General features: G+C 67.7%; 22 protein-coding genes and 2 pseudogenes. 9 read left to right on the forward strand and 15 right to left on the reverse strand.

The window, feature by feature from the left end; translation table 11 throughout:
* Positions 1–224 precede the first annotated feature (224 nt).
* Positions 225–662 (forward strand): type 2 periplasmic-binding domain-containing protein, encoded by a 438-nt coding sequence (locus HWX08_RS32870; RefSeq protein ID WP_076605960.1) that lies wholly within the window; start codon positions 225–227, stop codon positions 660–662.
* Between the two features lie 164 nt (positions 663–826).
* On the opposite strand, the gene HWX08_RS32875 is transcribed toward HWX08_RS32870, so the two are convergent.
* The 10 genes and pseudogenes from HWX08_RS32875 to HWX08_RS32920 form a co-directional block, all read right to left on the reverse strand.
* Positions 827–1,516: a DUF429 domain-containing protein gene (locus HWX08_RS32875; protein WP_174922107.1), complete on the reverse strand. Its 690-nt coding sequence runs from the start codon at positions 1,514–1,516 to the stop codon at positions 827–829.
* 9 nt (positions 1,517–1,525) lie between these two features.
* Complete coding sequence (locus HWX08_RS32880; RefSeq protein WP_021161966.1) at positions 1,526–2,050, reverse strand: HD domain-containing protein; 525 nt, start codon at positions 2,048–2,050, stop codon at positions 1,526–1,528.
* Positions 2,051–2,171: 121 nt separating this feature from the next.
* The gene (locus HWX08_RS32885; RefSeq protein WP_174922108.1) at positions 2,172–5,642 is read right to left on the reverse strand and encodes an ATP-binding protein; all 3,471 of its coding nucleotides are present in this window, start codon (positions 5,640–5,642) and stop codon (positions 2,172–2,174) included.
* A gap of 3 nt (positions 5,643–5,645) precedes the next feature.
* Positions 5,646–6,896 (reverse strand): metallophosphoesterase family protein, encoded by a 1,251-nt coding sequence (locus tag HWX08_RS32890; RefSeq protein ID WP_174922109.1) that lies wholly within the window; start codon positions 6,894–6,896, stop codon positions 5,646–5,648.
* Between the two features lie 36 nt (positions 6,897–6,932).
* A pseudogene (locus HWX08_RS34820) lies at positions 6,933–7,134 on the reverse strand (CbrC family protein).
* Positions 7,135–7,414: 280 nt separating this feature from the next.
* Positions 7,415–8,179, reverse strand: coding sequence for a hypothetical protein (locus HWX08_RS32900; protein ID WP_174922110.1), 765 nt, complete (start codon positions 8,177–8,179; stop codon positions 7,415–7,417).
* 376 nt (positions 8,180–8,555) lie between these two features.
* Positions 8,556–9,098, reverse strand: a complete 543-nt coding sequence (locus HWX08_RS32905) for a hypothetical protein (protein ID WP_069258175.1) — start codon at positions 9,096–9,098, stop codon at positions 8,556–8,558.
* A gap of 285 nt (positions 9,099–9,383) precedes the next feature.
* Positions 9,384–9,752 (reverse strand): hypothetical protein, encoded by a 369-nt coding sequence (locus HWX08_RS32910; protein ID WP_174922111.1) that lies wholly within the window; start codon positions 9,750–9,752, stop codon positions 9,384–9,386.
* 79 nt (positions 9,753–9,831) lie between these two features.
* Positions 9,832–11,817, reverse strand: a complete 1,986-nt coding sequence (locus HWX08_RS32915) for a gamma-glutamyltransferase family protein (RefSeq protein WP_174922112.1) — start codon at positions 11,815–11,817, stop codon at positions 9,832–9,834.
* Positions 11,818–12,042: 225 nt separating this feature from the next.
* Positions 12,043–12,999 (reverse strand): LysR family transcriptional regulator, encoded by a 957-nt coding sequence (locus HWX08_RS32920; RefSeq protein WP_174922113.1) that lies wholly within the window; start codon positions 12,997–12,999, stop codon positions 12,043–12,045.
* Positions 13,000–13,100: 101 nt separating this feature from the next.
* On the opposite strand from HWX08_RS32920, the gene HWX08_RS32925 reads away from it, so the two are divergent.
* The 4 genes from HWX08_RS32925 to HWX08_RS32940 all read left to right on the forward strand — a co-directional run bounded on the left by HWX08_RS32925 (position 13,101) and on the right by HWX08_RS32940 (position 17,458).
* Positions 13,101–14,225: an aryl-sulfate sulfotransferase gene (locus HWX08_RS32925; protein ID WP_174922114.1), complete on the forward strand. Its 1,125-nt coding sequence runs from the start codon at positions 13,101–13,103 to the stop codon at positions 14,223–14,225.
* A 58-nt stretch (positions 14,226–14,283) separates the two neighbouring features.
* On the forward strand, positions 14,284–15,639 hold the full coding sequence (locus HWX08_RS32930; protein ID WP_174922115.1) for a uracil-xanthine permease family protein: 1,356 nt from the start codon (positions 14,284–14,286) through the stop codon (positions 15,637–15,639).
* A gap of 286 nt (positions 15,640–15,925) precedes the next feature.
* Positions 15,926–16,438 (forward strand): DUF2165 family protein, encoded by a 513-nt coding sequence (locus HWX08_RS32935; protein WP_174922116.1) that lies wholly within the window; start codon positions 15,926–15,928, stop codon positions 16,436–16,438.
* 81 nt (positions 16,439–16,519) lie between these two features.
* Positions 16,520–17,458 (forward strand): tyrosine-type recombinase/integrase, encoded by a 939-nt coding sequence (locus tag HWX08_RS32940; protein ID WP_174922117.1) that lies wholly within the window; start codon positions 16,520–16,522, stop codon positions 17,456–17,458.
* A 36-nt stretch (positions 17,459–17,494) separates the two neighbouring features.
* Here the strand turns inward: HWX08_RS32940 and HWX08_RS32945 are convergent, their stop codons facing one another.
* From HWX08_RS32945 to HWX08_RS32960, 4 genes are all read right to left on the reverse strand, one after another.
* The gene (locus tag HWX08_RS32945) at positions 17,495–17,974 is read right to left on the reverse strand and encodes an RES family NAD+ phosphorylase (RefSeq protein WP_174922118.1); all 480 of its coding nucleotides are present in this window, start codon (positions 17,972–17,974) and stop codon (positions 17,495–17,497) included.
* Positions 17,971–18,426, reverse strand: a complete 456-nt coding sequence (parS, locus tag HWX08_RS32950) for a type II RES/Xre toxin-antitoxin system antitoxin (protein ID WP_006480981.1) — start codon at positions 18,424–18,426, stop codon at positions 17,971–17,973. The genes HWX08_RS32945 and parS overlap by 4 nt, the downstream gene beginning before the upstream one ends.
* 367 nt (positions 18,427–18,793) lie before the next feature.
* Positions 18,794–18,997: a DUF1289 domain-containing protein gene (locus HWX08_RS32955; RefSeq protein WP_076605959.1), complete on the reverse strand. Its 204-nt coding sequence runs from the start codon at positions 18,995–18,997 to the stop codon at positions 18,794–18,796.
* A 241-nt stretch (positions 18,998–19,238) separates the two neighbouring features.
* Positions 19,239–19,880 (reverse strand): HD domain-containing protein, encoded by a 642-nt coding sequence (locus HWX08_RS32960; protein ID WP_174922119.1) that lies wholly within the window; start codon positions 19,878–19,880, stop codon positions 19,239–19,241.
* Positions 19,881–20,092: 212 nt separating this feature from the next.
* Between HWX08_RS32960 and HWX08_RS32965 the strand changes: the two genes are divergently transcribed.
* The 4 genes and pseudogenes from HWX08_RS32965 to HWX08_RS32980 form a co-directional block, all read left to right on the forward strand.
* A complete protein-coding gene (locus HWX08_RS32965) occupies positions 20,093–21,058 on the forward strand; it encodes a GlxA family transcriptional regulator (RefSeq protein ID WP_174922120.1) in 966 nt (321 codons plus the stop codon).
* A gap of 327 nt (positions 21,059–21,385) precedes the next feature.
* Positions 21,386–21,697, forward strand: a complete 312-nt coding sequence (locus HWX08_RS32970) for a DUF4148 domain-containing protein (RefSeq protein ID WP_244122740.1) — start codon at positions 21,386–21,388, stop codon at positions 21,695–21,697.
* A 334-nt stretch (positions 21,698–22,031) separates the two neighbouring features.
* Positions 22,032–22,745: a dienelactone hydrolase family protein gene (locus HWX08_RS32975; RefSeq protein WP_069258164.1), complete on the forward strand. Its 714-nt coding sequence runs from the start codon at positions 22,032–22,034 to the stop codon at positions 22,743–22,745.
* A 106-nt stretch (positions 22,746–22,851) separates the two neighbouring features.
* Positions 22,852–23,100: pseudogene (locus HWX08_RS32980) on the forward strand (IS5/IS1182 family transposase); the annotation flags it as partial.
* 232 nt (positions 23,101–23,332) lie between these two features.
* Here HWX08_RS32980 and HWX08_RS32985 read toward each other — a convergent pair.
* Positions 23,333–24,865: an efflux transporter outer membrane subunit gene (locus HWX08_RS32985; RefSeq protein WP_174922121.1), complete on the reverse strand. Its 1,533-nt coding sequence runs from the start codon at positions 24,863–24,865 to the stop codon at positions 23,333–23,335.

Consider the following 24,865-nt stretch of genomic DNA (forward strand, 5'->3'; position numbering starts at 1 on the left):
ACCCTGCTTCCCTCTTCCGCGCCGCGTTTCCGTTAGCGCGAAAGAGGCGTGATTCTAAGCACCGGCCACCTTCCACGCAAGCCCTTTGTGAAAATAGTTTTCGCTGCGTCCTGTAGAGATGACGCAAACCGCTCCCCTTCCATATAGAGAGCACCACGGAACGGACGAGGAACCGCGTGCCGTCGAGTATCATGCCGCGACCGAACCACGCTCTCATATCCACGATGGACAGCACCACTCAACCCGGCGACGCCGACCTTCGCGACGAATATGCAGCGCTGCGCGAGCGCGCCATCATCCTGGAAGAACAGGTTCCGCCGCTTCTGCAACGCATCTCGGATGTCTTGCCGCGAATCTGCGGCGAATCCGAACTGGCGGACGAGCACCGCGAGCGGCTCGTCGGCGCGCGCAACGCGGCGATGGTCTCGATCGAGAACTATCAGCAGGCGATTCCGTTCCTGCAGACGGCCGACTCGATCATCGAGCAACTGGACAAGACGCCCGAGCGCGACGAAGACATCGAGTGGCGTGAGTCGCTGCTGCAGCGGCTCGACGAACTGATCGACGTCGCAGTCGTGATGATCGACGACGCAGAAAATTACTTCGAACAGGCGCACGCCTGCGATCTGTCCAGCGTGCCGAAAGCCATCCTCGAGGATTGAGCACAGCCGCTCGGGACCGCGTCGCGCACCGGCGTCATGTTGCGCGCGGCAGCCGTCCCGACGCGTGCCGGCTGGTAGTCGCAGCCTGACACATTCGTCGGCACACCGGCCGCCCTCCTCCCGCAAAAGCTCACCTTTTCGCGACGCCCGTCGCCGGGCCGACACTACGCCAGTGCATCGAGCACGATCGTCTCGCTGACGATCGGCACGCGGATGTATCCGCCCTCCGCATCGCCATACGCGTGCGCATTCCCGTCGACGACGTATTGCGCCGTCAGCGCGCACAGGGTCGCGTCCCGCGCATCGACGGACTTCAGCGTCGACACGTCGATCCCCAGTCGCTCCAGCAACTGCCGACGCTGGTTGCGTTTCTGCTTCGCCGACGCCACGGCCTTGCCCAGCAGCGCGCAGGTGATCGCAAAAGGATAGGTTTCGAAACTTGCGCGTCCGCCCGCATAGTGCGCGCCGGTCAGCAGCGGATAGGCATCCGCGAGTGCGCGGTAGACGCGCTCTCCCATGAACATCCAGTCGAAGAAACCCGACGTGCTCGCGACCGCCTGCTCCCGCGACGGCGTCGGAAAGCACGAGATCCGTTCACGCGCGAGCGCCTGTTCGGCCGCCCTGCGCCCGCTCCCCGTCCACCACAGACTCGGCGCGTCGACACCGACGGCCACGACATCATGGGCGAGACACAGCGCGGGCACCGCCTCGGGCGCGATCCGCTCCTCGCGGCAGACGACCGTCGATCCGCGCAGGACCACGAGATCGCATTGCTTCTTTTCCCCGCCCACGTCGACGCCCGCCACGGCCGGCGATTGCCGCGCAGCGGACCGGAGGGAGCCAGCCGAGCGCATGCGGCAGCCTCAGTCCGCCGGCCGCGCGTCGTAGGCAGCGTCGAAGATCGCCTCGAGACCGGGATGCACGCCGCGCATCGGGTCGACGACCGACTTTGCCCAGTCGAAATACGCCTGCTTGCGCTCGAGCGGCCAGTCCGCGGGCGGATGCCGCGCGATGTCGCGCAGATTGCAGATCTTGTCGGCCAGCTTCACGAGCTTCGCGCGCCGGCTGATGGTCGCCGCATGCTCGACCTGCAGGCGCTTGCGCTCTTCCTTCGGCAACGACTTGTCGTCGGTGACTTCCATCACGATGTCCGCCACGTCTTTGCCGAACAACCGCAGCAACTCCTGCTCGGTCGTCTCGGTATCCTCGACCGTGTCGTGCAGCACGGCCGCGACGATCACGCGTTCGTCCTCGACGCCGGCCTCGTTGGCCAGCACGTCGGCGAGCGCGATCGGATGATTGATGTACGGCGACGCCTCTTCGTCCTTGCGCCGCTGATTGCGATGCTTGTCTGCCGCGAATGCGATGGCGGCTACCAGTTTTTTCATGTTCCCCCCTCGTATGGCCTGACCCGCGACCGGCAGAACCGGCCGCGTGCATTTCCGAACCGCACATACTACCTGTTCGCGATGAACCTGCCCGTGCGTCGGCAGCCCCGCATGCGTCGAATCACACGCCGACCGTTGCGCGCGGCAACTCGACGACGTTGACCCGCGCGCCGAATACGTCCCGCACGAGCGGCAGCAGATGGTCGTGGTGCGTCAGGAACAGCACCTGGGTTCGCGTCGACAGATCGCGCAGCGCATCGAGGCCGGCCTTCGCGCGCGCATCGTCGAAGTTGATGAACAGGTCGTCCGCGACGAACGGCAGCGCGGTCCGGCTGCCGAGCTGCAGCTCCAGCGCCGCGATCCGCAGCGCGAGAAACAGCTGGTCACGCGTGCCTTCGCTCAACCCGGCGACCTCGACCGACGCGCCCTTCGTCCGCCGTGCGTACAGCGCGGGCGGCGTCCGTTCGGTATCGACGGTCAGCCGCGCGAATTCGCCCAGCGTGAGCCCGGCGAAGATCTCGCCCGCCCGTCGGAGCATCGGCCCCTGCTTCTGGTCGCGATAGCGATCCGTCGCCCACTTCAGCAACCGGCTCGCCGTGGCCGCCTCCAGGTACTGCTCGGCCGCCTCGCCCATCGCCGCCAGCGCTTCCTGCCGCTTCGACTCGGCCACGGCCGCGTTCGCCTGGCCATCGATCGCGCCGAACGCCTGATCGGCCACGACCTGCTGCTGCGACAGCTCGTTCAGCCGCTTGCCGACGTCGCCGAGCGCCTGCTTCACCGCTTCAAGGTGCGCCGGGACGTCGGCGATGTCCTGTTCCGCGACCTCGGCTTCGACCGCGGAACGGGACAGGCCGTCGCCATCGCGCACCAGCGCCTCGTGCGCGGCATCGACCGCCTGCCGAAGCTGGCGCTGGCGATCCGAGCGTTCGGCCAGCGGCAGCGCCGCATCGATCGACGCGACGCCGGCCAGCTGCAACAGCGGCTGGATGCGCGCGTCGGCGCCGGCCACCGCGGCGGCCGCGTCCGCGACCTTGCCGTCGGCCTGCCGCACGGCCTCGTCGGCCCGCTCGATCGCACGCGCGCTTTCCCTGGCCGCCGCGAGGCGCATCGTCAGCCGGCGCGCGACGTCCGGCCAGTCGCCGCTCGACAGCCACTCCGGCGCGAGCGCCGCGGCCAGCCGCCGGGCGCCCGCCTCGAGCGCGGCGAGCTCCGCTTGGATCGCGGCGATCCGGTTGCGCGGCGCATCGGCATCGGCCAGTTCCGCCGTCACCGCGTTGGCGAGCGCGAGCGCGCCTTCGGCCGCGGCCAGCGTCGCCGCGCTCGCGGACAGCTTCGCGTCGGCCAGCGCGGCGCGCCATTGCGCATGCCACGCGTCGTAGGCCGTCTGCGCGTGGCCGACGCGCGACTGCGCCGTCGCGCACCCGCGTTCGGCTTCCCGCGCGCGATCGTCGAGGCTGTCCTTCTGCGCGGCCGCTTTCTCGGCCGACTGCACGAACGTCTCGGCGACGGCGATGAGCGCGGCGAGCCCTTCCGACTCGCTGCCCCGCGATACCGCCAGCAGCGCCGCACACAGCGCCGTTTCCGCACCGACCCGTGCAGCCCGCATCGCGTCGAACTCGCGGCGTTGACGCTCCAGCTCCGTCTGCGCGGCGAACACCGCGTCGCGTTTCGCCAGCCAGTCGCCCATCGCCGCCAGCGGCATGCCGGGCACCGCGGCCGTCGTCGCGAGTGCGCTCCATGCGTCGCGATGCGCGGCGAGTTCGCGCTCGCGCTCGTCCAGCGCGGCCTGCCTGCGCGTCACGCCGGCACGCGCGGATTCGACCTGCTGACGCAGCGACTGCAACGTCGCCGCCGCCTGCGTCGCGCCGAGCTGCGCATCGACGAGTTCGTCCGCGAGACGAATCGCGTCGTCGACCGCCGGTGCGCCCGTCGCGAGATCGACCGCGCCGCTGCGGATATCGCCCCACGCACCGTCGCGCCGCGCACGCGCCGCCAGCACGTCGGCGGTCGTGACGACCTTGTGATTCTCCGCGAAGTGCTTCTCCTGCAGTTCGAGCCGCTCGAGCTCTTCGAGTGCGCCGTCCCGCGCATCGCGGGCCGCCGCCGCCGCGCTCGCCCGCTCGCTGTCTTCCTTCAGCAGTGCGCCGAGCCGCGCCGCCGAAGGCACGTCGAGCGCGCGCAATGTATCGACCGGCATGCGCCACTGGCCAAGCGCATCGAGTGCGCCCGACAGCGTGCGCTCGGCCGCGGCGATTTCGTGTTCCAGCGCCTGCTCGCGCGGGCCGCTGTTGCGAAAGCCCTGCGCATCGGCCAGCGCCGCGCGCAGCGCTTCCGGCACCTCGACGGTCGACAGGCGCGCCTGTTGTTCCCGCACCTGTGCAAGCTCGCGCGCGCGTTCATCGAGCGATTCGCGCGCACCGGCGAGCGCCTGATGCAGCGCCCCGTGTTCGCGCAACAGGTTCGCGACGGTCTTCAGCGACAGCGCCGTCGGCAGCGATGCACGCAGCGACGCTTCGTCAGTCGGCCAGCCGAGCTGCGCGGCCGCGTCGAATGCGGCGGCCAGGTGCCGCTCGACGTCCGCGCCGAGCAGCAGCAGATCCTGCGCATGGTTCATGCATGTGCCGCGCAGCCGGTCGAGCGCTTCGATGTCGGCTTCGAGTGCGAGCGTGTCGACGTCGGCGTCGATCGCATCGCGCGCCTGCCGTTTCGCGAGCAGGTCGGCACGCCGTTCCTCGAGCACCTTCTGTTCGGCCGCGAGATCGCCCTGCGCCTTCAGCAGATCCGCGTATGCGGTGGGCGGCAACTCGACGACCGCGCCCAGTTCCGCCAGCGCCGCGTCCTTGACCGTCAACTCCTTCAGGTACGGCGCGAGCCGTCGCACGCGTTCGAGCTTCGAGCGCAGCGCTTCGAGCCGGCGTTGCTCGGCGCGCGCTGCGTCGATCTGCTGTTCGATCGCTTCGCGCGCGTCCTTGCGTTCGACCCAGTCGCGCGTGCGGACCTGGACCGTCTTCAGTTCGGCCACGGCTTCGTTAAAAGACGTTTCGGCGAGCGCAAATGCGCTGCCGCTGCGGCGCGGCGCCCAGAGTTCGGCCGCACGCGCGTCGAGCTCCTCACGCACGCGCCCGAGGCTGCCGACACCGGCGGCGGATTCGAACAACACCTGGCCGAGCTTGTCGGATGCGTCGAGAATGCTCCGGCCGCCGTCGACCAGACGCCCGTGATCGAGCCCGAACATCTGCTCGAAAAATTCGCGCGTGGCGCCGTCGAGGACGGCGGCCAGATAGTCGTCGGGCAGCTTGTCGTCGGCAGGCGTGCGCAGCGGCGTGCGCCCGCGCGCGCGGTGGAACGCGAGCTCGCCCGTGCCGCTCTCCAGGATGCCGCCGATCCGCAGCTCGGGCGTGCTGTGCAGGAAATCGAGCGGCGTCTGCAGCTTCATCCCGAACAGCAGCTCCGACACGGCCGTGCGGATCGTCGACTTGCCGGCCTCGTTCGGCCCCACGATCACATGGAAATCCTCTGCGGCCGACGGGAAACGCAGCGTCTCGTCCGTGAACTTGCCGTACTTGATCAGTTCGAGCTGGCTGATGCGCATCGCTTATTCCCCCCTCGCCAGCCGCGCGAGCAGCGCGGGCCCGACCTGTTCGACGAGCGCCGTGAACTCGCCCGCACGCGCCATCGTCAACAACGGCACCTCTTCCTTCACGTCGCTGCGGACCTTGCCGACGAACGGCTTCAGGTCGCGTTCGAGCAATTCGAGGAAATCCGGATCGCGCGCGGCGTCGGCGAGGATCTGCTTCAGGTCCTCCAGCGCTTCGAGCGGCTCGCTTTCGCCCGGCTGATGATCGGCCGCCGACGTCGCGAGCCGGACCTTTTCGAGCCACAGCCGCTCGTTGCCGATGATGCCGATCTGGTTCAGCACTTCCGCGCGCAAATGCGGCGCGCGGCCGAAAAAGAGGCCGTGTGCGGGCGTGCGCCCCGTGACCGTCACCCGCACCGCGCGCGGCACGTGAGCGTCGACGGTCAGCAGCGCTTCCAGCGACTGGCCGATCTTTCTCGACAGGTCGGCAACGTTCAGGCAGTCCGACGCGTCGACCGACACCGCTTCCCAGCGCAGCACGTCGAGATACAGCCGCTCGACCTGCGTGCGCCCTTGCTCGACCGTCACGAGCACCGCGCCACGGCGGCCCGTCTCGCGAATGTGGCGCCCCTGAAGGTTGCCGGGAAACACCACGGTGGACGGCCCCGACCATTGCTGGAATTCGTGCACGTGGCCGAGCGCCCAGTAGTCGTAGCCTTTCGCGTGCAGTTCGGCCAGCGTGCACGGCGCGTAGTTCGCGTGCGCCGCATAGCCTTCGAGCGCCGTGTGCAGCACGCCGATGTTGTAGTAGCCGGGCACCGGGTCCGGATAGCCGATCGCGAGATTGTCGACGACGGCCTTGTCCTTGAAGCTCTGCCCGTGCAGCGCGACGTCGAACTCCGGCAGCGTGTGGGTTTCGGGCTTGCGGTGGCCGAACACGGTGACGTTGTCGGGCAGCGTCAGCTTCTTCGTCATCTCGCTTTCGGCATCGTGGTTGCCGCCGAGGACGAACGCGCGAATGCCGGCCTTGCGCAAGCGCCCCATCTGCTGGCCGAAGAAGATGCCCGTGTTGTGGTCCTTCCAGTCGCCGTCGTACAGGTCGCCGGCGATCACGAGGAACGCGACTTCCTCTTCGATCGCACGATCCACGAGCTGGCGCAGCGCCTCGCGCGACGCGTTGCGCAACTGCGCGGCCGGCGCATCGGGATACGCGCTCAAGCCGTGCAGCGGGCTGTCAAGGTGTATGTCTGCCGCGTGGATGAACTTCACGAAGATTCCTCTGTGTCATGACGATGGAGCCAGCGATTACCGTGCGGCTGGTCGCGCATGCGCCGAGCCGTCGGCGATGCACCACGGGCGGATGCACTGCCCGTATTCGTCGACCGCGTACATGGGCCGGATACACCTCACCGCGCGCGTCGCCGCAACACATGCAACGTGCGTCCGAGCGAATTACGCGGCCCGTTGCCGGCGGGTCGGGATGGTACCTGAAAGCGGGTAACGACATGACGCTCTCCGTGGGCCCGGATGGTGGAAACGCACGCGATGCGAATTCGAACGGCCATCGTACCGCGGCATGACGGTATTAACGCGAAACCTCGGCCTCGATGAACGTGCCGTTCACGAAACGACAGACGCGATGCGTCGCGCGGCGCGATCGCCGGATAGGGAGACTGCGCGCCGCCGTATCCGGTCCGGCGGCTGTTCGACGCACGGTGCACGACGACCGGCAGTGACTCGTCGCCGTCGATGCGCTTCGAGCGGTCCGACGAAAACGCGACGCGCGGTCACTCTCCACGCGGTACCGGCGGCGGTGCATAGCCGTTGTCGTTGCCGGGGAACGGATTCGCGTTACGGCGCAGCGCCTCCTCGTCGTTCTCCTTCTGCGCGAACAGCGCGACGCCGATCACGCCGACGTTCGCGGAATCGCCGTACTTCGAGTTCGCGACATAGCTGTCGGGCACCGCCGCGAAGCGGAACGCCGCGACTTCGTCGCGGCTCTTGCGGAAACCCTCGATCGTCAGCGTGCGGCCCGGATACAGCACGTAGCCGCCGTTCGTGTAGCTGCCCGGCCGCCCCGACAGCACGTCGAGCCCGTCGACGGTCGACACGACCTCGAACGTACGACGCCCCTGGTTGCGCAGCACGATCAGATAGCGCGAACCCTCGATGCCCGCCATGTGCCAGCGGCCGCCGCTGCGCGCGAGACGCAGCGGCACGCCCTTTTCGTCCGTGAACGACAGCGCGATGTCGCCGTTGGCGAGCGCGACGCGCGTCGGCAACCGGCGAACCTGGGACGCGGGTGGATGCCCGGGCAGCGCATCGTTGTAGTAGACCGACGCGAGATCCGTCGGCTTCGCCGGATCCGCGCGTTCGAAATCAACCTGTCGGGTTTCGGATCGCACCGACTCGCCCCACGCAGTGCCGAGCCCGCGGCGTTCGCCGGCGTCCGGTACGACGGCGGACGCGCTGGCGGACGGCAGGGGCGGTGCCGCACAGGCGGCCAGCCAGAGCGCGCAGGCGAGCGCGAGAAGACGGAACAGGATGTTCATCACGTGAGGCCTCGGAATGTTATCGGGCCGCGCCGGACTCGCCGGAACGGCGTTTTGGTGTCGTCTGTCGTCACGATGCCGATTGGACAGGCTGCCCGTATCGGCCGGCGTCGCGATGGCGGCGGCCCGTATCCCGGGGAGCCCCGCTATTTAAGCATGGCGGGCGAGCAATGGGCAGGGCGCTCACGCAGCCCGTTGCGGGCGCTTGCCGGCGGGCGTCCGGCAGTGCAGCCGTGCGCGTCGCGTCGCCGGATCGGTGGCGAACGCCGACGTAGCCCTGCATCGACGATGCGATGAACGACGCGCCGCCGCGCACGCCAATAAAAAAGCCCGGCCCGCATCGAAGCGGGCCGGGCCGTATCGGGAAGCGTGACGCTTACAGCGCGCCGCCTTGCGCGGACGCCGAGCCCTTCAAGCCGACCGAGGCGCCGCCTTGCGCCGAGTTCGCCGCACCGTCGAGCGCCTCGCCGGCCTTCGCCTTCGCACCGCCGGCGACGTCGCCTGCCGTCGACATCGCGCCTTGCGCGTGGCTCTTCGCCGTGCCTGCGACGTGCTTCACGTGCGATTTCGTCGAGTGGGCGGCCGAGGCGGCGGCATCCTTTGCCGTGCCCGCTGCCGAACCGACCGCGTGGGTCGCACCGCCGGCCGCGTTGCCGGCCGCCGTGCCCACGTTGCCGACCGTCTTGCCGACGCCGTTCAGCGCGCCGCCGACGACGCTGCCCGCGCCCGAACCCGAGCCTGCCGCATTCGCGCCGGCACCGCCCTGCACGCCCACGCCGGCGCCGAGCAGCGGCGTCTGAACCTGAGCGCCGACGCCTGCGGAACCCTCAGCGCCGGTCTGGGCCGTCTGGGCGAACGCAGCCGAAGTCGCCATCGCCGTCAGTGCCGCACCCACCAGGATCGTACGAATCTTGTTCATGGTCATTCTCCCCAAAGTCGTTGTTGCTGCGGGCCGCGTTCGTGCGGCTCGTCGCATGCCTCGCCGCGACGTGCGGCAAGTGGAGCCAATGTAGCGGCGTGGACGCGCAAAACGATGGATTTGCGGGGACTGTTACTTTCGTTGCAAATGCTGACGATTGACTCACAGAGTTTGACAATCGACGCCCTGCAACGGGATCCCGACGTTTCAGGGCGGTAGTCGGGGAAACCGGTTGGCGCCACGCGAACGATCGTCGCGGATCGGGAAACCCGGCACGCGAAACGGCTAGCAGGGAAACCGGCCGCTTCGATAAGCATCCCAAAGGAACCGGGTCGGCCAGTCGTCGACGCGGCCCGACAACCGGCTTCTCGCGACGAGATCGATGTCGTCGGACACGCACGCCGCCACGTCGGCGTTCCCCGATGCGACGAACGCGAGCCTGAACGCCTTTTCCCTCAGCGCATCCACGGCCGGCCGCTCGATCGCGGCGCCCGGATCGCCGTCGATTGCGTCGAACGACGCCATCCATCGCGCATCGAACGGCTCGGCATCGCGACGGCCCAGCGCGCGGTCGCCGTCCAGTTCGCCGAGGAAATCGAAAAAGCCCGGCGCCGACAGGATGGCGTCCATTTCGAGCAGATGCGCGTTCGTCATTGCGATTCCCTCGCGATGCGCGGCCCCGGCCGCCCGTCGGTGAATCCAGGCAGACCGGGGCCGTGCGCGCCCCGCCCGATCATGGCCGGAACGTATCGCCGAGCACGACGCCTTCACGCCGCGGATCGGTGCCGCCCTGCAACGCGGGCGACTGGCCGACCGTCACGCGCATCACCGTGTTGACGCCGCTCGCCTGCGCGGACGTCGACACCTTGTGCCCGAGCGCGACGAGGCCCGTGATCAGCGGATCGTTCGCGCCGTTGTTCGTCGTGTTGACGTTCGGATGCTCGCCGCCGACCGTGGTCGTCGGGCTGTTGCTCGCGCCGAAATCGACGAGCCCTGCCGACTGCTGCGCGTCGAGCCCCCAGTCGAGTGCGCCGACGAGCGTCTTGACCACGTATTGCGGAATCGTGCCGCCGCCCGGCGAACCGGTCGCCATCACGAAATCGCCGCGCGAACCGTCGGCGGCCTGCCCGAACACGATCGTCGGCGCCATCGAGCTGCGCGGCCGCTTGCCCGGCTGCAGCCGGTTGGCCACCGGATTGCCGGCGGTGTCGACCGGGTTCGCGGAGAAGTCGGTCAACTGGTTGTTCAGCAGGAACCCGTTGGTCATGTGGAACGAGCCCATGCTCGACTCGACCGTCGTCGTCGCGCTCAGCACGTTGCCGTCGCCGTCGACGATCGTGAACTGGTTCGTGCCGTGCTCGATCAGCGTCGTATCGACGCCGAGCGGCACCGCGCCGAGATTGCCGGGCTGCGCGGTGCCCATGCTCCTGGTCGTGTCGATCAGCGCCGCACGCGATTTCAGGTACGGCTTGTTCAGCAGCGTGTCCCACGTTCCGCCCGGCAGCGGCACGAAATCCGTATCGGCCACGTACTTGTCGCGATCGGCATACGCGAGCCGCTCGGCTTCGGTGACGAGATGCACGCCCGCGACGGTCGGCTTGCCGCCTTCGAGATCGATCGCCGTCGGCTTCAGCGACTTCAGGTCGAAATTCTCGAGAATGCCGAGCGCCGACGCGACCGCGATGCCGCCCGACGACGGCGGCGGCATCCCGCACACCCAGTAGCTGCGATAGGTCGTGCACACGGGTTCGCGGCGCTTCGCCTGGTACGCGGCCAGATCCGCGACGGTCGTCTTGCCGGGCGTGAGCGTCGAGCCGTCCGCGCCCTTCGTCGTCGCGATCTTCGCGACGATGTCCTGCGCGATCTGCCCCGTGTACAGCGCGTTCGCGCCGGACTGCGCCATCAGCGTCAGCGTGTGTGCGTAGGCGGGATTCTTCAGCACGGTGCCGAGCGTCTTCGGCGATCCGTCGGCGTTCAGGAAATATGCGGCGGCCTCGGGGTCGCGCTTCAGGTTCGCGGCGTTCGCCGCGATCGCGTCGGCGAGCCGGCCGCCGATCGGGAAGCCGTTGGTCGCGAGCGTGATCGCATCGCCGAACAGGTTTTGCCACGGCAGCCGGCCGTGATCCTGCTGCAGCGCCTCGATGAGCCTCGGCACGCCGATCGTGCCGATCGAGCGGCCGCTCGCCCGCGCGTTCGGCAGCGGCGCCGAATGGTCGGTCGCGTCGTCGACGTAGCGCAGGTAGTTCTCCGTCGCGGCGGCCGGCGCGGTCTCCCGGCCGTCGTACGCCTGCAGCGTCTTGCCGCGCGCATCGTAGTAGAGCAGCACGCCGCCCGAGCCGAGGCCCGTCGCTTCGGGCACGGTCAGGCCGAGCACGGCCTGCACGGCGACCGCCGCGTCGGCGGCGGTGCCGCCTTTCTTCAGCACCGCGCAGCCGGCCGCGCTCGCATACGCGTTGGACGTGGCCACCAGATAGGTCTTCGCATAGACCGGCTTCATCCCGGTGCGATAACCCGACGACGCTTCCGGCAGCGACGGGTCGCCCGGCTGGTTCGAGCCCACCACGACGGTCGCGCCGCTGTTGTCGACCGCGAGACAGCTCGTATCGGTGGAAGGTGTCTGCGTGCGGGCCGCTTCGTTCTCGACGTCGCCGCCGCATGCCGTCAGCAGGGCTGCCGCGAGCAACGCGGACGCATACGGAAAAATCGCTGTTCTGTTCATTGTCTGCCGATGCTCTCGTAGGTCGTTGCGATGGACATCACACTGCCCGCGACCCCCTCGGTGCGCCGGCAACGCGTCCGATAGTCCCATGAACAAAATTTTTTCCGCAATAAGGGTATGGCGTAGTGCGACCGGACGTTGCGTGCGCAATGCCGCCGTTCCCCTTCCCCGCACGCGGGTTCGCATGTTGCATTGCAGTGCGATGCGCCGGTGCGGCCGATGTCGCTAGGTGGCCGCCCGACGACGCCTGCCGGTTGCGCGGCCGTCGCACGCGAGTCCGCGCTGCATCGTGTCGATCGCCTCGGAGAAAAGCTCAAGGAACATCGCCATCGCGACGGTCGCGCTCATGTCGGCCCGCTGGTAGATGCAACTGAACGAGCGCGCACCCGCATCGGCGAGCGGCGTCCACGCGAGCCGGCCGGCGGCCACGTCGTCCGCGACGTTCTCGGCGATCAGGAAGCCGACGCCCGCGCCTTCGGCCGCGAGGCGCCGCACCATCGGCACCGAACCCGTCTCGACCAGCGGCCGCACGTTGCGCGGCTGCCGTGCATCGATCTGGTCGAACATCGCGCGCAGTTCGGTGTCGGGCGTCATCAGGATCAGCGGATGCGCGAAGCAGTCGCGCATCCGCACCTTGCCGCCGGACGCCGCAAGCGGATGGCCGTGCGCCGTGACGACGCCCAGCGGCTGAGCGAACGCTCGCACCTCGACGACGCCCGCCGACGTGCGCCGGCGCAGCGCGTAGCCGATGTCGGCTTCGCCCGTCTCGACCCAGCGCACGATGCTCTCGCCGTTTCCCGAGCGCACGCTGTACGTCACGCCCGGGTAGCGCTGCATCGCGGCGAGGATCGCATCGGGCAAGAGCTTTTCCGCGGTCGACGCGGGCACCGCCAGGTTCACGTGCCCGCGCCGCAGCGCGCGCAGGTCCTCGACCTGGGTGAGCGCGTTGTCGAAGTCGCGCTGGCCGCGCCGCACGGCCGCGATCACGATCTCGCCGGCGAGCGTCAGTTGCATGCCGCGCGGCAGCCGGTCGAACAGCGGCACGCCGACCTGCTCCTCGAGATTGCGGATCTGCTGATGCACCGCCGCGGCGGTCAGGTGCAGCGCGTCGGCCGCCTTGCGAATCGAGCCGCGTCGCGCGACCTCGTCGAAACAGCGGAATGCCTGCGATATCGAACGCATGAAGGCCTCGTTAGATTTTTCCGAACAGGCCGTCAAGAATAATTCAATTTTATTGACCACCCGGATCGTCTAGATTCCGCTGCATACCCGTACCGATTCGAATGGAGACCGCAGTGACGACCGTCGACCAGATTACCCAGCGCCGCCGCGGCGTCGGCCTCATCGCCCACGATCCCGCCCTGTCCGCGGGCGGCTATACGCTCATCGCGCCGCAGACGGCCGACGGCAACGTCTATCTCGTCGGCATCGACGGCGAAGTCGTTCATCAATGGAAGATGCCCGTGCGCCCGGGCCGCCACGCGGTCATCCTCGCGAACGGCAACCTCGGCTACAACGGCAATCATCCGCGATCCGAATCGCGCTATGCGCCGTGGTCGATGTGGCATGGCGGCGACTTCTACGAAGTCACGCCGCAAGGCGAAACCGTGTGGCGCTACGAGGACCCCGCGCATCATCACGATGCGCAGTGGCTGCCGAACGGCAACCTCCTCTATGCCGCGTGCGAGCCGGTCGACGCCGCCTTTGCGCGGCGCGTGCCGGGCGGTACGCTCCACGGCGACGACGAGGTGATGTATGCGGACGTGATCCGCGAAGTGAACCGGGCCGGGCAGATCGTCTGGGAATGGCATGCGCGCGAACACCTGCGGCCCGAGGACTTCCCGATCGCGGCCGGCTTCGGGCGCTATCACTGGCCGCTCGTCAACGGCCTCGGGGTCGACGCGAACGGCCGCGTGCTGATGAGCCTGCGCACGACGTCGGGCATCATCGGCGTGAACCGCGACACCGGCCGCGTCGAGCTGCGGATCGGGCCCGACGTCGTGTCGCACCAGCATGCGCCGGTGCCGCTCGCGAACGGCAACATCCTCGCGTTCGACAACGGCAATTTCCGCCATGGCGCGCACGTCGTGTTCTCGCGCGTCGTCGAGATCGATCCCGCGACGCAGCGGGTGGCGTGGTCGTACACGGACGACGTCGTGAACCTGTTCTACTCGCCGTTCATGGGCAATGCGCAGCGCTTGCCGAACGGCAACACGCACGTCACCGAATCGTCGACCGGCCGGCTGTTCGAAGTGACGCCCGCGGGAGAAGTCGTGTGGGAATACATCATTCCGTGGTTCGCCGAATACCCGGACGAAGCCGCGCGCAAGACCGGCCCCGGGCAGCTCAACAGCGTGTTCCAGACGTTCCGCTACAGCGCCGCGCAACTGCCCTGGCTGCGGACCTGAGCTTCCGTTCACCGCCGGTTTCCGGCGCTCGTCGCCGTTCGCTTCCGAAGGGGCTGCCGTGTCGCACGATCCGATCCCCACACCCGTCGATGCACGGCTGCCCGCGTGGCAGCTCGTGCTGTTCGGGCTGCAGCACGTGCTGTCGATGGCCGCGTCCCCGATCACGGCCGTGTTCCTGATCGCGAAAATGCTCGCGCTGCCGGCAGACCTGACGGTCCAGCTGATCGGCGCGACGTTCTTCGCCTGCGGCATCGGTACGTTGCTGCAATCGCTCGGCGCCGGCCCGATCGGTGCGCGCATGCCGTTCGTGATGGTGCCCGGCGGCGCACCGACGATGCTGTTCGCCGGCATCGCCGCGCAATCGGGCCTGCCGACCGCGGCCGGCGCGGCGCTGCTCGCCAGCGCGTTCTACTGGGTGCTGCTGCCCGTCTTCACGCGCTGCCTGCGGCTCTTTCCGCGCATCGTCATCGGCGCGATGCTGCTGCTCGTGTCGGTCAACCTGATCCGGATCTACGCGACGATCGTCGTCGGCCAGCCCGGTTCGGCCGACTTCGCGCAGCCGCGTGCGCTCGGCCTCGCGCTCGCGACGATCGCCGCCACGGTCGCCGTCGCAGGGGCGTTCCGCGGTACGCTCGGGCGCCTCGCGGTGCTGATCGGCCTGACGGCCGGCGCAACGCTCGGCTGGGCGCTGGGCGCGATGCCGGCGCTCGCCGACGTATGGCGCGGCCCGCTGTTCACGCACCCGGTATGGCTGCCGTTCGGGATGCCGCGCTTCGACGTGCTGGCCGCGCTGCCGCTGCTGATCTTTACCGCGATCTCGATGGCCGAGGCCACCGCGCAGACGGTCGCCGTGGGCGAAACGTGCGGCAAGCCGGTCTCGCTGTCGCGCGACGCGCCGAAGACGATACGCGGCGATGCGCTCGCATCGCTGGCCGGCGCGCTGTTCGGCACGCCGCTGATCGTGACCAGCGCCGAGAATATCGGCGTCGTGCAGACGACCGGCGTGCGCTCGCGCTACGTGACGGCTGCCGCCGGTGCGATCCTGATCGTCATCGCGCTGTTCGCGCCGCTCGCGCGGCTCGCCTATGCGATTCCGGCCGCCGTGGTCGGCGGCACCGCGCTGGTCGTGTTCGCGATGATCGGCGTGATGGGCATCCGGCTGCTCGCCGGCGTCGACCTTCACGCGCGCGCCAACCAGTACACGCTCGCGGCCGCACTGGTCGTCGGCCTTGCGCCGATCCTCGTGCCGAACCTGTATCGCCATTTCGGCACGCCGGTGCAGATCGTGCTCGGCAACGGGATGGCGGCCGGCACGCTCGCGGCCATCGCGACGCAACTGGCGTTCGCCGCACTGGCACGGCTGAGCGGGCAGGTGGGAACGTCGGCGGCAGCCGCGCCTTCGCGCGACGCATGACGGCGACGGCCGGCAGCGCAGCACGCGCACGCGGCCCCGCTTGACGACACCCTCGGTTCGACCGACAATCGCCGCTCCCTCCTGGCGCGGGCACTCGATCCAGCCGGCGCGTGCGTCTCCTCGACGCCGCCCCGGCTTCAGGTTTTCCAGTCCCGATCTCCGCGCCGCCGTGCCACGCACGCCAATCGCCGGCCCCGCCGGACACGCTCACACAGGTATCGCCCCGAACGCCGGCGCATCGCCGCGCGGTCGCGCTTTCGCCTGCCCGTTCATTTCGGAGTCCAATATGATGATTCGTCTGTCCAAGGCAGCCATGGTCCTTGCCATGGCATTTTTCGCTTCGCTCGTCGCGTTCGGCAACATCACCGACTACGCGACGAATTTCGCGTTCGTGCACCACGTGTTCCTGATGGATACGACCTTCCCCGGCAACGGCATCATGTATCGCGCGATCGGCACGACGTGGGTGCATCACGCCGGCTATATCGGCATCATCTCGATGGAAACGCTGACGGCCGTGCTGTGCTGGATCGGCGGCATCCGCGTGCTGCGTGCGCGGCGTGCCGGCGACACCGCCTTCCGCGCGGCCAAGGCGTATGCGATCGCGGGCCTGACGCTCGGCTTCCTCACGTGGCAGGTCGCGTTCATGTCGGTCGGCGGCGAATGGTTCGGCATGTGGATGTCGAAGCAATGGAACGGGGTGCCGGACGCGTTCCGCTTCTTCATCACGCTGTTGCTCGTGCTCGTCTACCTGACGATGAACAACGACGGCATCGACGACGTGCGTACCGCGCACTGACGCACCGCTTGCATCGGGCCGGCCGGCCCGTTGGCCATCCGGACGATTGCCGAAGCGTGCGCGGCCGGCTATAAATCGGGCATGGACACGAATCGCTGGATTCACGACCCCGTCGACGCCTTTCGCGCATGGCAGGAAACCGCCGCGACCGGCGCCGACCGCCGCCCGTTCGCGCCGCGATCGATCGTGCAGCACGTCGCGATGTTCGAACGGTTCCTGCGCCATCTGAGCGAACACCGCGTGTCGCTGGCCACGTTCGGCCCCGATCACGTCGCGGCCTTCCTGGCGGAGCTCGAGCGCACCTGCGCGCCCGGCACGTCCACCCGCGTGCGCTATGCGAAGCTGATCGACCGGCTGGGCCGGCATCTGGTCGAAGCGGGCGTGCGCACGATCCATCCGGCCGGCCGGACGACACGCGATCTCGCGTGGCCGGACGGCGAGCCCGAGCCGTGCTACCTGCCGCCCGATGCCGACGCGGCGCTGCAGCGCCATGTGCAGCCTCGGCCGGGCGACGCGCCGGCCGACTGCCGGGATCGCGCGATCGTCGCGCTGCTGCTCGCGAGCGGCATTACGTCGGCCGAGATACGCGCGACGACCCACGACGCGCCCGATCTCGATGCGCGGCCGCCCGCGCTGGCCGTGCCGCGCAATCGCGCCCGGCCGGCGCGCCGGATCGCGCTCGCCGAATTCGCGCTGGCGCCGCTCGCCGCGTGGCGCACGCGCTCGGCGGGCACGCCGGCATCCGCGTTGCTGTTTCCGGCGCCGCGCGGCGGTGGCGCGATGAACGACATGTTCCTGCTGCTCGTGGTGCGCCACGCACTGACCGCGATCGGCTTTCATGCGACGGACCTGAGCCCGCGCGTGCTGCGCAACACGTATGCGCGCCGCCAGTTGCTTGCCGGCCACACGCATGCCGACGTCAGTGCGATGCTCGGGCTCGTCAGTACGCGAACGGTCACGCGCATCCGGCAGACGCTGCCGCCCGATGCGGCCGCGGATCGCGCCGCACACGAGCGCTGAACCCGCGCCGGGCGCGGGCTTCATCGCGCCGCTTCCCTACTCGGCGGGTTTCGACTGGACGAGCCGCAGAATCCGGGTGTCGTACGGCGATTGCATGACTTCGGCGATATGGATATCGGAAGCGGCCGGATGCAGCGGGTTCAGCAGGAAATTGTGCGCATGCGGCACGACGACGCTCGGCACGCGCAATAGCGCGCTCGGCTGCGTGTGCAGCCACTCGGTGCCGGCGCTGCGGGTCCAGTCGACGTTGGTGCGCCAGTCGTCCGGCGCGTCGCCCTCCGCGATTTCGGCGATATCGACCGATTCGGCTACCTCGATGCGAAGCAGCTGGTAGCCGCTCGGCAGTTGCGCGACCGTGGCGATTTCGAAATGGACCAGCGTCTCGAGCAGCGCGAGCGCCGGATGTTCGGCAAGATACACGACGGGCTGCCCGGCAAAATGCCAGCGCCCGCCGGCGCGCAATCCGCCGACGCCTTTCAGGTCGGCGAAATTGCTGATCCGCCACAGCGTCGTCAAGCGAAGTACCCCTCGTCGATCTGCGTGAGGGCTTCCTCGACGAGCCGCGCGCCATGCTCGGTGCTCGCCATGTCGAGCGACGTGCGGCCGCCGAAGCGCTGGAGCCCGTTGCGCAGCCACGCCATCGCCTTGTCCTGGTCGCCGAACGTGGCCGTCGCCTGCGCGACGATGCGGGCGAGACGGATCGCCTTGTCGGATTCCTCCGGCGACAGGCGTTCGTGCGCCTGGCGACGATGGCTCAGCGTACGGCGCGGAATGATGAAGGCCAGCTCGTCGGATTTCAGCCCGCGCTCGGACAGCCGGTCGATCACCGACACGTCGACGCGCGCGCTCGCCAGCTCGGCAAGGTCGGCGCCCGAGCGGACGCGGATCGCCAGTAACTGTTCGAGAATCGTGAATTCGGCCTGACGCGGATGCGCGACGCCCGAAGGATGGAAAGCAATGGTGCTCATGACCTCTCCCGGCAATTTGCCCAATCATTATAGGCGTTTTGCCAGGAAGACGCGGGGGAGATCGCGGGCGGGCTCGGAATGGGTGTCAGGGGGCAATTCTGAAGGCGGTGGGCCGAGGGGCCCCTGCTATCTGGTGGCGATGTGCTGGGGTCGCGAATCGACGATTCGCCTCGGTGGCGGGATGGGGTTGTTCAGTATATAAAGTCAGGCGGGTGTCGTATGGTTGTCACGTAACAACTTTAGCTATCGGTTTCTTTTGTTCTTACTTCGCCAACCCGGCTTCCAGGCTAGGGTTGAGTGGCTCGATCGCGGCAGAAGATACTCGGCAATTTCAGTGCTCAACATGAGGGACGCGGTGTCTGGTGAATCACCGTCCGTCGCGACGGAAACGCATCGCCGCGCCTTCGCGCCGGATATGTTTCCCTATCGCGCGTTTCTCGTCGTCGTTCATGAACGTTCGGTCCGCAACTTCGTCGGTCGTTCGGCCCCACCCTTTGCAGACGTCGTTGAACAGTGTCGAACACATGCCGATACAGGGGCCGTCGGATACGTCGTGAAGCGCGGAAGCCATCGGACACTCGTCTCGGTTGAAAATCTGATCGCTCAATGGATCTCACCCCATAAACGGCTACCTTTCCGCTAGCCATGTGGCCAACAGCACGCCACCAGTCCGCCCCGCTTGCCTGGCGACGGCGCCAGTCGATCGTGCAATTGACCAAATACAATCGCACTCCTGAATAACCTGCACCCCTTTCATGTTTCTCGCACGATCTCCACTCACCACCCCGGATCGTGCACCCTCCCGAAACCAGTCAACCGCTCCACGCGGACGATCGAATCACGCTGCAGAAATTGCCTGCATGGAAATGCGGATCCTTGTCTGCGAGCACGTCGGCCTTCACGTTGCCGAACGTCGTTTGCGGCTTGTGCCTGATCCCGTCGTAGAACGCCTGGATGATGTCCTCCTTGAAGTGCCGTGTACGCGGATGCGCGCGAACGACGGCCTCGCGTTCGGCGTCGCTGTATTCCGGATACGTCAGGCCCAGCACATCCATCTCGACACCCGCCGTGACGAGCGCGATCACCGGATGCATGTGCTGCGGAATGCCCGGCGTGGTATGCAGCGCGATCGAAGTCCATACGACGTCCATATCCTGCTGCGAAATGCCCTTGCCCTTCAGGAAATCGCGGGCGGCGTTCGCGCCGTCCACTTCGAAACGCTCGCACGCGCTGCTGTGCACGTGCGTCAGCCCCATGTCGTGGAACATGCAACCGCAGTAGAGCAACTCGGGATCGTATTCGAGCCCACGTCGCCGGCCCGCGAGCGCCGCGAAATAGAAGACGCGGCTCGAATGATGGAACAGCAACGGAGACGCGGTATCGCGAACGAGTTCGGTGATTTCACGCGTCAGTTGGCTATCCGGAAGGGTGATGCCTGCAACGTTCTCAGTCATGATCGACCTCCATTGAAAACACCCTTTGATTCTCCGGAGAGCGATAGCTGTCATCAATAGACGTATTACGTCAAATCCTGCCATTTTGCGCGACGGACGGACAAGGGGCACGTGCCGCAAAATAAGCGCCGGGAAGAAGCATCGCCTCATGCTCGATACATCACCGGCGCCTCTATACTGCTCGTCACGTTCGACACCACACGCAATCGATCATGCCGAAGGTCGTGGGAATCTTCGCCGTTCCGGGCGTTCAACTGCTCGATGTCTCCGCCCCGCTCGACGTCTTCGCGCAAGCGAACGCCGAATGCGGGAAACCGTTCTACACGTTGCGGATCATCGCGAGCGAGTCCGGCCCGATCCGCAGTTCGTCCGGCGCGCAACTGCTGCCGGACTGGATCGTTCCCGACATTCCCGAGCGCATCGACACGCTGCTGGTCGCCGGCGCGCCGAATGCCGACCGGATCGCACTGCGCACCGACGTCCTCGCGTGGCTGCGAGCGGCGGCCGTACAGAGCAAGCGCTACGGTTCGATCTGCACCGGCGCGTTCATCCTCGCGGCCACCGGCCTGTTGAAAGGGCGCCACCTGACCACGCACTGGGCTGCCGCCGACGCACTTGCCGAAGCCTATCCGTCGCTCGCCGTCGACGCGGACGCGCTGTACGTGCGCGACGGCAAGCTGCGCACCGGCGCCGGCGTCACGGCCGGGCTCGATCTCGCGCTCGCGCTGGTCGAGGAAGATCTCGGCCGCGAGATCGCGCGACGCGTCGCCGCGCAACTCGTCATGTTCTTCAAGCGCCCGGGCGGGCAACTCCAGTTCAGCCGCAAGGGCGAGGCGCGCCCCGCCGGACGTTCGGTGCTGCAGGAGGTCCAGCGCTGGATCGCGGCGAATCCGGAACTCGAGCATTCGGTGGCGGAGCTGGCGAAGCACGCAGGCATGAGCCCGCGCCACTTCGCACGGCTGTTCCGCGCGGAAGTCGGCATGACGCCGGCCGCATGGGTCGAGGCGACCCGCATCTCGGCCGCCCGTCAATTGCTCGAAAACGGCCACGACACGCCGAAACAGGTCGCAGCGAAATGCGGCTTCGCGAACGTCGATACGCTCAGGCGGTCGTTCACCCGGCACGTCGGCATCACGCCGACCGAATACCGGAAACGGCAGACGGTTCCGGCCGAGTAACGCCGCATTGAAGTGAATGCACGACACGGATCGAACGACGCCGATCGCCGCCGCCGAAAATACTTCGGATTCCGATTCAATAGATCGATGCTCAGCCGTCAAGCCGATCGACATCATCAACCACTCGAAGCCTCTTCCGACGCCCTCGTCAAACCCGAAACCGCACCGCAATCGTCAGACGAAACATTCGTCTGCCCAGATCGTTTACCCAGTTGCAATAATCATTCACTGGAACGCGTATTTCCGACCGGTAACGTGATCGCTACGATGCAATCAACCGCTGAACGCAACGAGCGAAGCGCCAAATCAATGAAACCGGAGGTCACCATGAAGTCGTTCATCTACGCTGTCGTCGCCGCAACCGCCCTGTCCGCCTCGTACGGCGCATTCGCACAATCGAACCCGTCGGGCCAGTTGACGCGTGCCCAGGTACGCGCGGAACTCGTCCAGCTCGAACAGGCCGGCTACAAGCCCGAGGTCTCCGACCCGTACTACCCGCGCGCGCTGCAGACCGCGCAGGCCCGCGCGACGAACTCCGATGAAACCGGCTACGGCGCGCAAGCCGCCGCCGGCGTGCGCACCGGCCGTGCGATCGCGATCAAGCAGGAAGGCCGCGACTCCGTGTATTTCGGCCAGTAAGCGCCCTTCAACCGAGCCTGTCCCCGCGTATTCCCCCGCTACGCACACGGTCTGCACGACACCCCGCTCCCGTTCATCGGGGCGGGGTGTTGCTTTTCGAGCATCTACTCCCCGAGCGAATCATGCCCGTCGCCAGACACGGCGTTGAGAACGACGTGTTGCGCCGAGCCGCTCATGCCGGCGGCCGGAGTTTGCGCATAGAATGGCCGCGTGGTCGGCGCCGGCCGACACGAACGCGAGCGGAACCACGACGTCCGGCATGCCCGATCGTCGCCGCGCCCGCAGGCCGGCTCCGATGCCGCACTCATCGCATTTTTCGAAAAGGAGCGGTTTCATGTCTCAAACATCCGGTTCCATGATCACGTTTCGACGCCCGGACGGCCAGGAACTGCAGGGCTATCTCGCCACGCCGGCAAAGACCGAGGGCGCGCCCGCGGTCGTCGTCATCCAGGAATGGTGGGGGCTGAACGACCAGATCCGCGGCGTCGCGGACCGCCTCGCGCGCTGCGGCTACTTCGCGCTGGTACCCGACCTGTATCGCGGCAAGTCGACGGTCGAGGAAGAGGAAGCGCACCACCTGATGACCGGGCTCGATTTCGGCGACGCGGCGTCGCAGGACATTCCGGGCGCCGTCACGTATCTGAAGACGCTCGCGTCGCGTGTCGCGGTGACGGGCTTCTGCATGGGCGGCGCACTCACGCTGCTGTCGCTGCAGTTCGCCGATGCGGACGCGGGCGTCACGTGGTACGGCTTCCCGCCGCTCGACTACCTCGACGCGGCAAAGCTCAAGGTGCCGCTGATGGGCCACTGGGGCACGCAGGATGCGTTCTTCGCGATCGACCAGGTCGATGCGCTCGAGAAGAAGCTGACCGACGCGAAGGTCGGTTTCGAATTCCATCGCTATCTCGCGCATCATGCGTTCGCGAACGAGACGGCCGTCGGCCCCGGCCGCATCGCAGGCACGCAGTTCGATCCGGTGTGGTCGCAAACGGCGTGGGATCGCACGCTCACGTTCTTCGGCCGGACGCTCTGGGAAAAGCAGGGGTAACGTCACGCCGCTTTCCACGCGGGCGGCTGCGCAGGCTGCGCAAAAAGGCGTAGCGGCTTCTGCCGCCACGCCAGGTACCCGGCCAAAAGAAAGCGCGTAGCGCCCACGATACCGACGTGCGCTGCGCGAGCGCGGCATCAGGGCCGTGATCGCGCAGCGCAGCTGCCAGACCGCGCACGGACGCGGGCTCGGCAAGTATCGTCGAGTGGTCGAACATCCGTACTCCCGGCTCCGCAATTTTCGCCGTCTGCGCACACGCTTCGAGCGACGTGCGGACATTCACGAAGCATTCCTGGAACCTGGCTGCTCGCTCGTCTGCTGGAACAGCTTCAGGCGCACTAAGCAAGGTTTTTGAACCGACCTCCGAGGCCGGCCCGGACCCTTCGTCGGCGATGCGTTGCAAGACGCCATTCGCCGTATCGGTTCCGCATAGCGTCCCGCACATACGCAAGCATGCTCAAACCCTCCACCGCTTTCAACGAAGAACCAAAAAGAAACGCCACGGACTTCCATCCGTGGCGTTTTCGCTTCCGCATACAGCCGGTTCGAAAAACAGGCGCAATAAGCCGCGCCTGCCTTCCTTGCGCTTACCCGTTCGTCGCGGCTGCCGACGCAGGCGCCGGTGCGGCCGCCTTGTCGTAGTCGACCGGCGCATCCGGCGCGCGCGGCGCTTCGCCGGCCCGCTCGATCCACCCGCCGCCCAGTGCGCGGTACAGATCGACCAGGTTCGTCCAGCGTGCGAGACGCGCGCTGATCAGCGACTGCTGCGCCGAATACAGATCCGTCTGCGCGGTCAGCACCGACAGGTAACTGTCGACACCGTTCTTGTAACGCAGGTCCGACAGGTCGAAGCGCCTCTGTTGCGCGTGCTCGTTGCGCTCGAGCGCCGCGATCTGCTGGTCGTACGTCCCGCGTGCGGCCAGACCGTCCGACACTTCGCGGAATGCCGACTGGATCGCCTTCTCGTAGTTCGCGATCTCGATGCGCTTCTGCACGTGTGCAAGATCGAGGTTCGCGATGTTCGAGCCGCCCTCGAAAATCGGCAGCGCGATGTTCGGTGCGAACGACCATGCCGCCGTACCTGCCTTGAACAGACCGCCGAGCGTCGGGCTCGCGGTGCCGAATGCTGCCGTCAGCGAAATCTTCGGGAAGAACGCCGCACGCGCTGCACCGATGTTCGCGTTCGCGGCCAGCAGCGTCTGCTCGGCCTGCATCACGTCCGGACGGCGCGTGAGCAGATCCGACGGAAGGCCGGCCGGCACGTCCGCCAGCAGGTTCTGCGCGTCGAGCGGCATGCCCGGCGGCAGATCGTCCGGCAGCGGTTCGCCGATCAGCAGCACCAGCGCGTTCAACGCCTGCGCGCGGGCTCGCGCCTGTGCCTGCTGGTTCGCGAGCGCCGTCTCGACGACCGTCTGCGCCTGGCGCAGCTCGAGTTCAGAGCAGGTGCCGTTGTCGAACTGCAGCTTCGTCAGGTTGTACGAGTCCTGCGCCGTCTTCAGCGTGTTCTCGGTGATCTTCAGCAGATCGTCGGTCGACAGCAGCGTCAGGTACTGGTCGGCCACCTGCGACACCAGCGAGATTTCCGACGCCTGCCGCGCATACGCGGTCGACAGGTACTGCGCGAGTGCCTGATCCTTCAGGCTCTGCACGCGGCCGAACAGGTCGAGTTCCCACGACGCCGAAAGCCCGACGTTGTAGGTCGTCGTGATGTTGCGGCCCGGCGCCACCGTCAGTGCATTCGGCAGGCGCTCGCGGTTGCCGGTGCCCGTCGCGTCGAGCGTCGGGAACAGCCCCGCGCGCGTGATCTGGTACTGCGCGCGCGCCGCCTCGATGTTCAGCACCGACACGCGCAGGTCGCGGTTGTTTTTCAGCGCGATCTCGATCAGCCGCTGCAGGCGCGGATCGACGAAGAACTCGCGCCAGCCGATGGCGGTCGCAGCTTGCCCGTTCGCGCTGCGCGCGCCGGCCGCACCCGGCTGCGTCGCGTAGACGCCGCCGGCCGGGTACGCCTGCGCGACGGGCGCGTCGGGCCGCCTGTAATGCGGCGCCATCGTGCAGCCCGCGGCGAACAGCGCGGCTGCCAGTGCGGCCGCGGTAGCGGTCAAAGCGTGTTTTTGCAT

The sequence above is a fragment of the Burkholderia metallica genome, assembly GCF_902832845.1.
Lineage (GTDB): Bacteria > Pseudomonadota > Gammaproteobacteria > Burkholderiales > Burkholderiaceae > Burkholderia > Burkholderia metallica.

Bases quoted from the DNA above. Each gene is read 5' to 3' on its own strand.
- HWX08_RS32935 (WP_174922116.1), top strand. From the start codon at position 15,926: ATGATGATTCGTCTGTCCAAGGCAGCCATGGTCCTTGCCATGGCATTT.
- HWX08_RS32985 (WP_174922121.1), bottom strand. From the start codon at position 24,865: ATGCAAAAACACGCTTTGACCGCTACCGCGGCCGCACTGGCAGCCGCG.
- parS (WP_006480981.1), bottom strand. From the start codon at position 18,426: ATGAGCACCATTGCTTTCCATCCTTCGGGCGTCGCGCATCCGCGTCAG.
- HWX08_RS32870 (WP_076605960.1), top strand. From the start codon at position 225: ATGGACAGCACCACTCAACCCGGCGACGCCGACCTTCGCGACGAATAT.
- HWX08_RS32905 (WP_069258175.1), bottom strand. From the start codon at position 9,098: ATGAACAAGATTCGTACGATCCTGGTGGGTGCGGCACTGACGGCGATG.
- HWX08_RS32910 (WP_174922111.1), bottom strand. From the start codon at position 9,752: ATGACGAACGCGCATCTGCTCGAAATGGACGCCATCCTGTCGGCGCCG.
- HWX08_RS32885 (WP_174922108.1), bottom strand. From the start codon at position 5,642: ATGCGCATCAGCCAGCTCGAACTGATCAAGTACGGCAAGTTCACGGAC.
- HWX08_RS32880 (WP_021161966.1), bottom strand. From the start codon at position 2,050: ATGAAAAAACTGGTAGCCGCCATCGCATTCGCGGCAGACAAGCATCGC.
- HWX08_RS32955 (WP_076605959.1), bottom strand. From the start codon at position 18,997: ATGGCTTCCGCGCTTCACGACGTATCCGACGGCCCCTGTATCGGCATG.
- HWX08_RS32900 (WP_174922110.1), bottom strand. From the start codon at position 8,179: ATGAACATCCTGTTCCGTCTTCTCGCGCTCGCCTGCGCGCTCTGGCTG.
- HWX08_RS32915 (WP_174922112.1), bottom strand. From the start codon at position 11,817: ATGAACAGAACAGCGATTTTTCCGTATGCGTCCGCGTTGCTCGCGGCA.
- HWX08_RS32960 (WP_174922119.1), bottom strand. From the start codon at position 19,880: ATGACTGAGAACGTTGCAGGCATCACCCTTCCGGATAGCCAACTGACG.
- HWX08_RS32975 (WP_069258164.1), top strand. From the start codon at position 22,032: ATGTCTCAAACATCCGGTTCCATGATCACGTTTCGACGCCCGGACGGC.
- HWX08_RS32940 (WP_174922117.1), top strand. From the start codon at position 16,520: ATGGACACGAATCGCTGGATTCACGACCCCGTCGACGCCTTTCGCGCA.
- HWX08_RS32875 (WP_174922107.1), bottom strand. From the start codon at position 1,516: ATGCGCTCGGCTGGCTCCCTCCGGTCCGCTGCGCGGCAATCGCCGGCC.
- HWX08_RS32965 (WP_174922120.1), top strand. From the start codon at position 20,093: ATGCCGAAGGTCGTGGGAATCTTCGCCGTTCCGGGCGTTCAACTGCTC.
- HWX08_RS32970 (WP_244122740.1), top strand. From the start codon at position 21,386: ATGAAGTCGTTCATCTACGCTGTCGTCGCCGCAACCGCCCTGTCCGCC.
- HWX08_RS32920 (WP_174922113.1), bottom strand. From the start codon at position 12,999: ATGCGTTCGATATCGCAGGCATTCCGCTGTTTCGACGAGGTCGCGCGA.
- HWX08_RS32925 (WP_174922114.1), top strand. From the start codon at position 13,101: ATGGAGACCGCAGTGACGACCGTCGACCAGATTACCCAGCGCCGCCGC.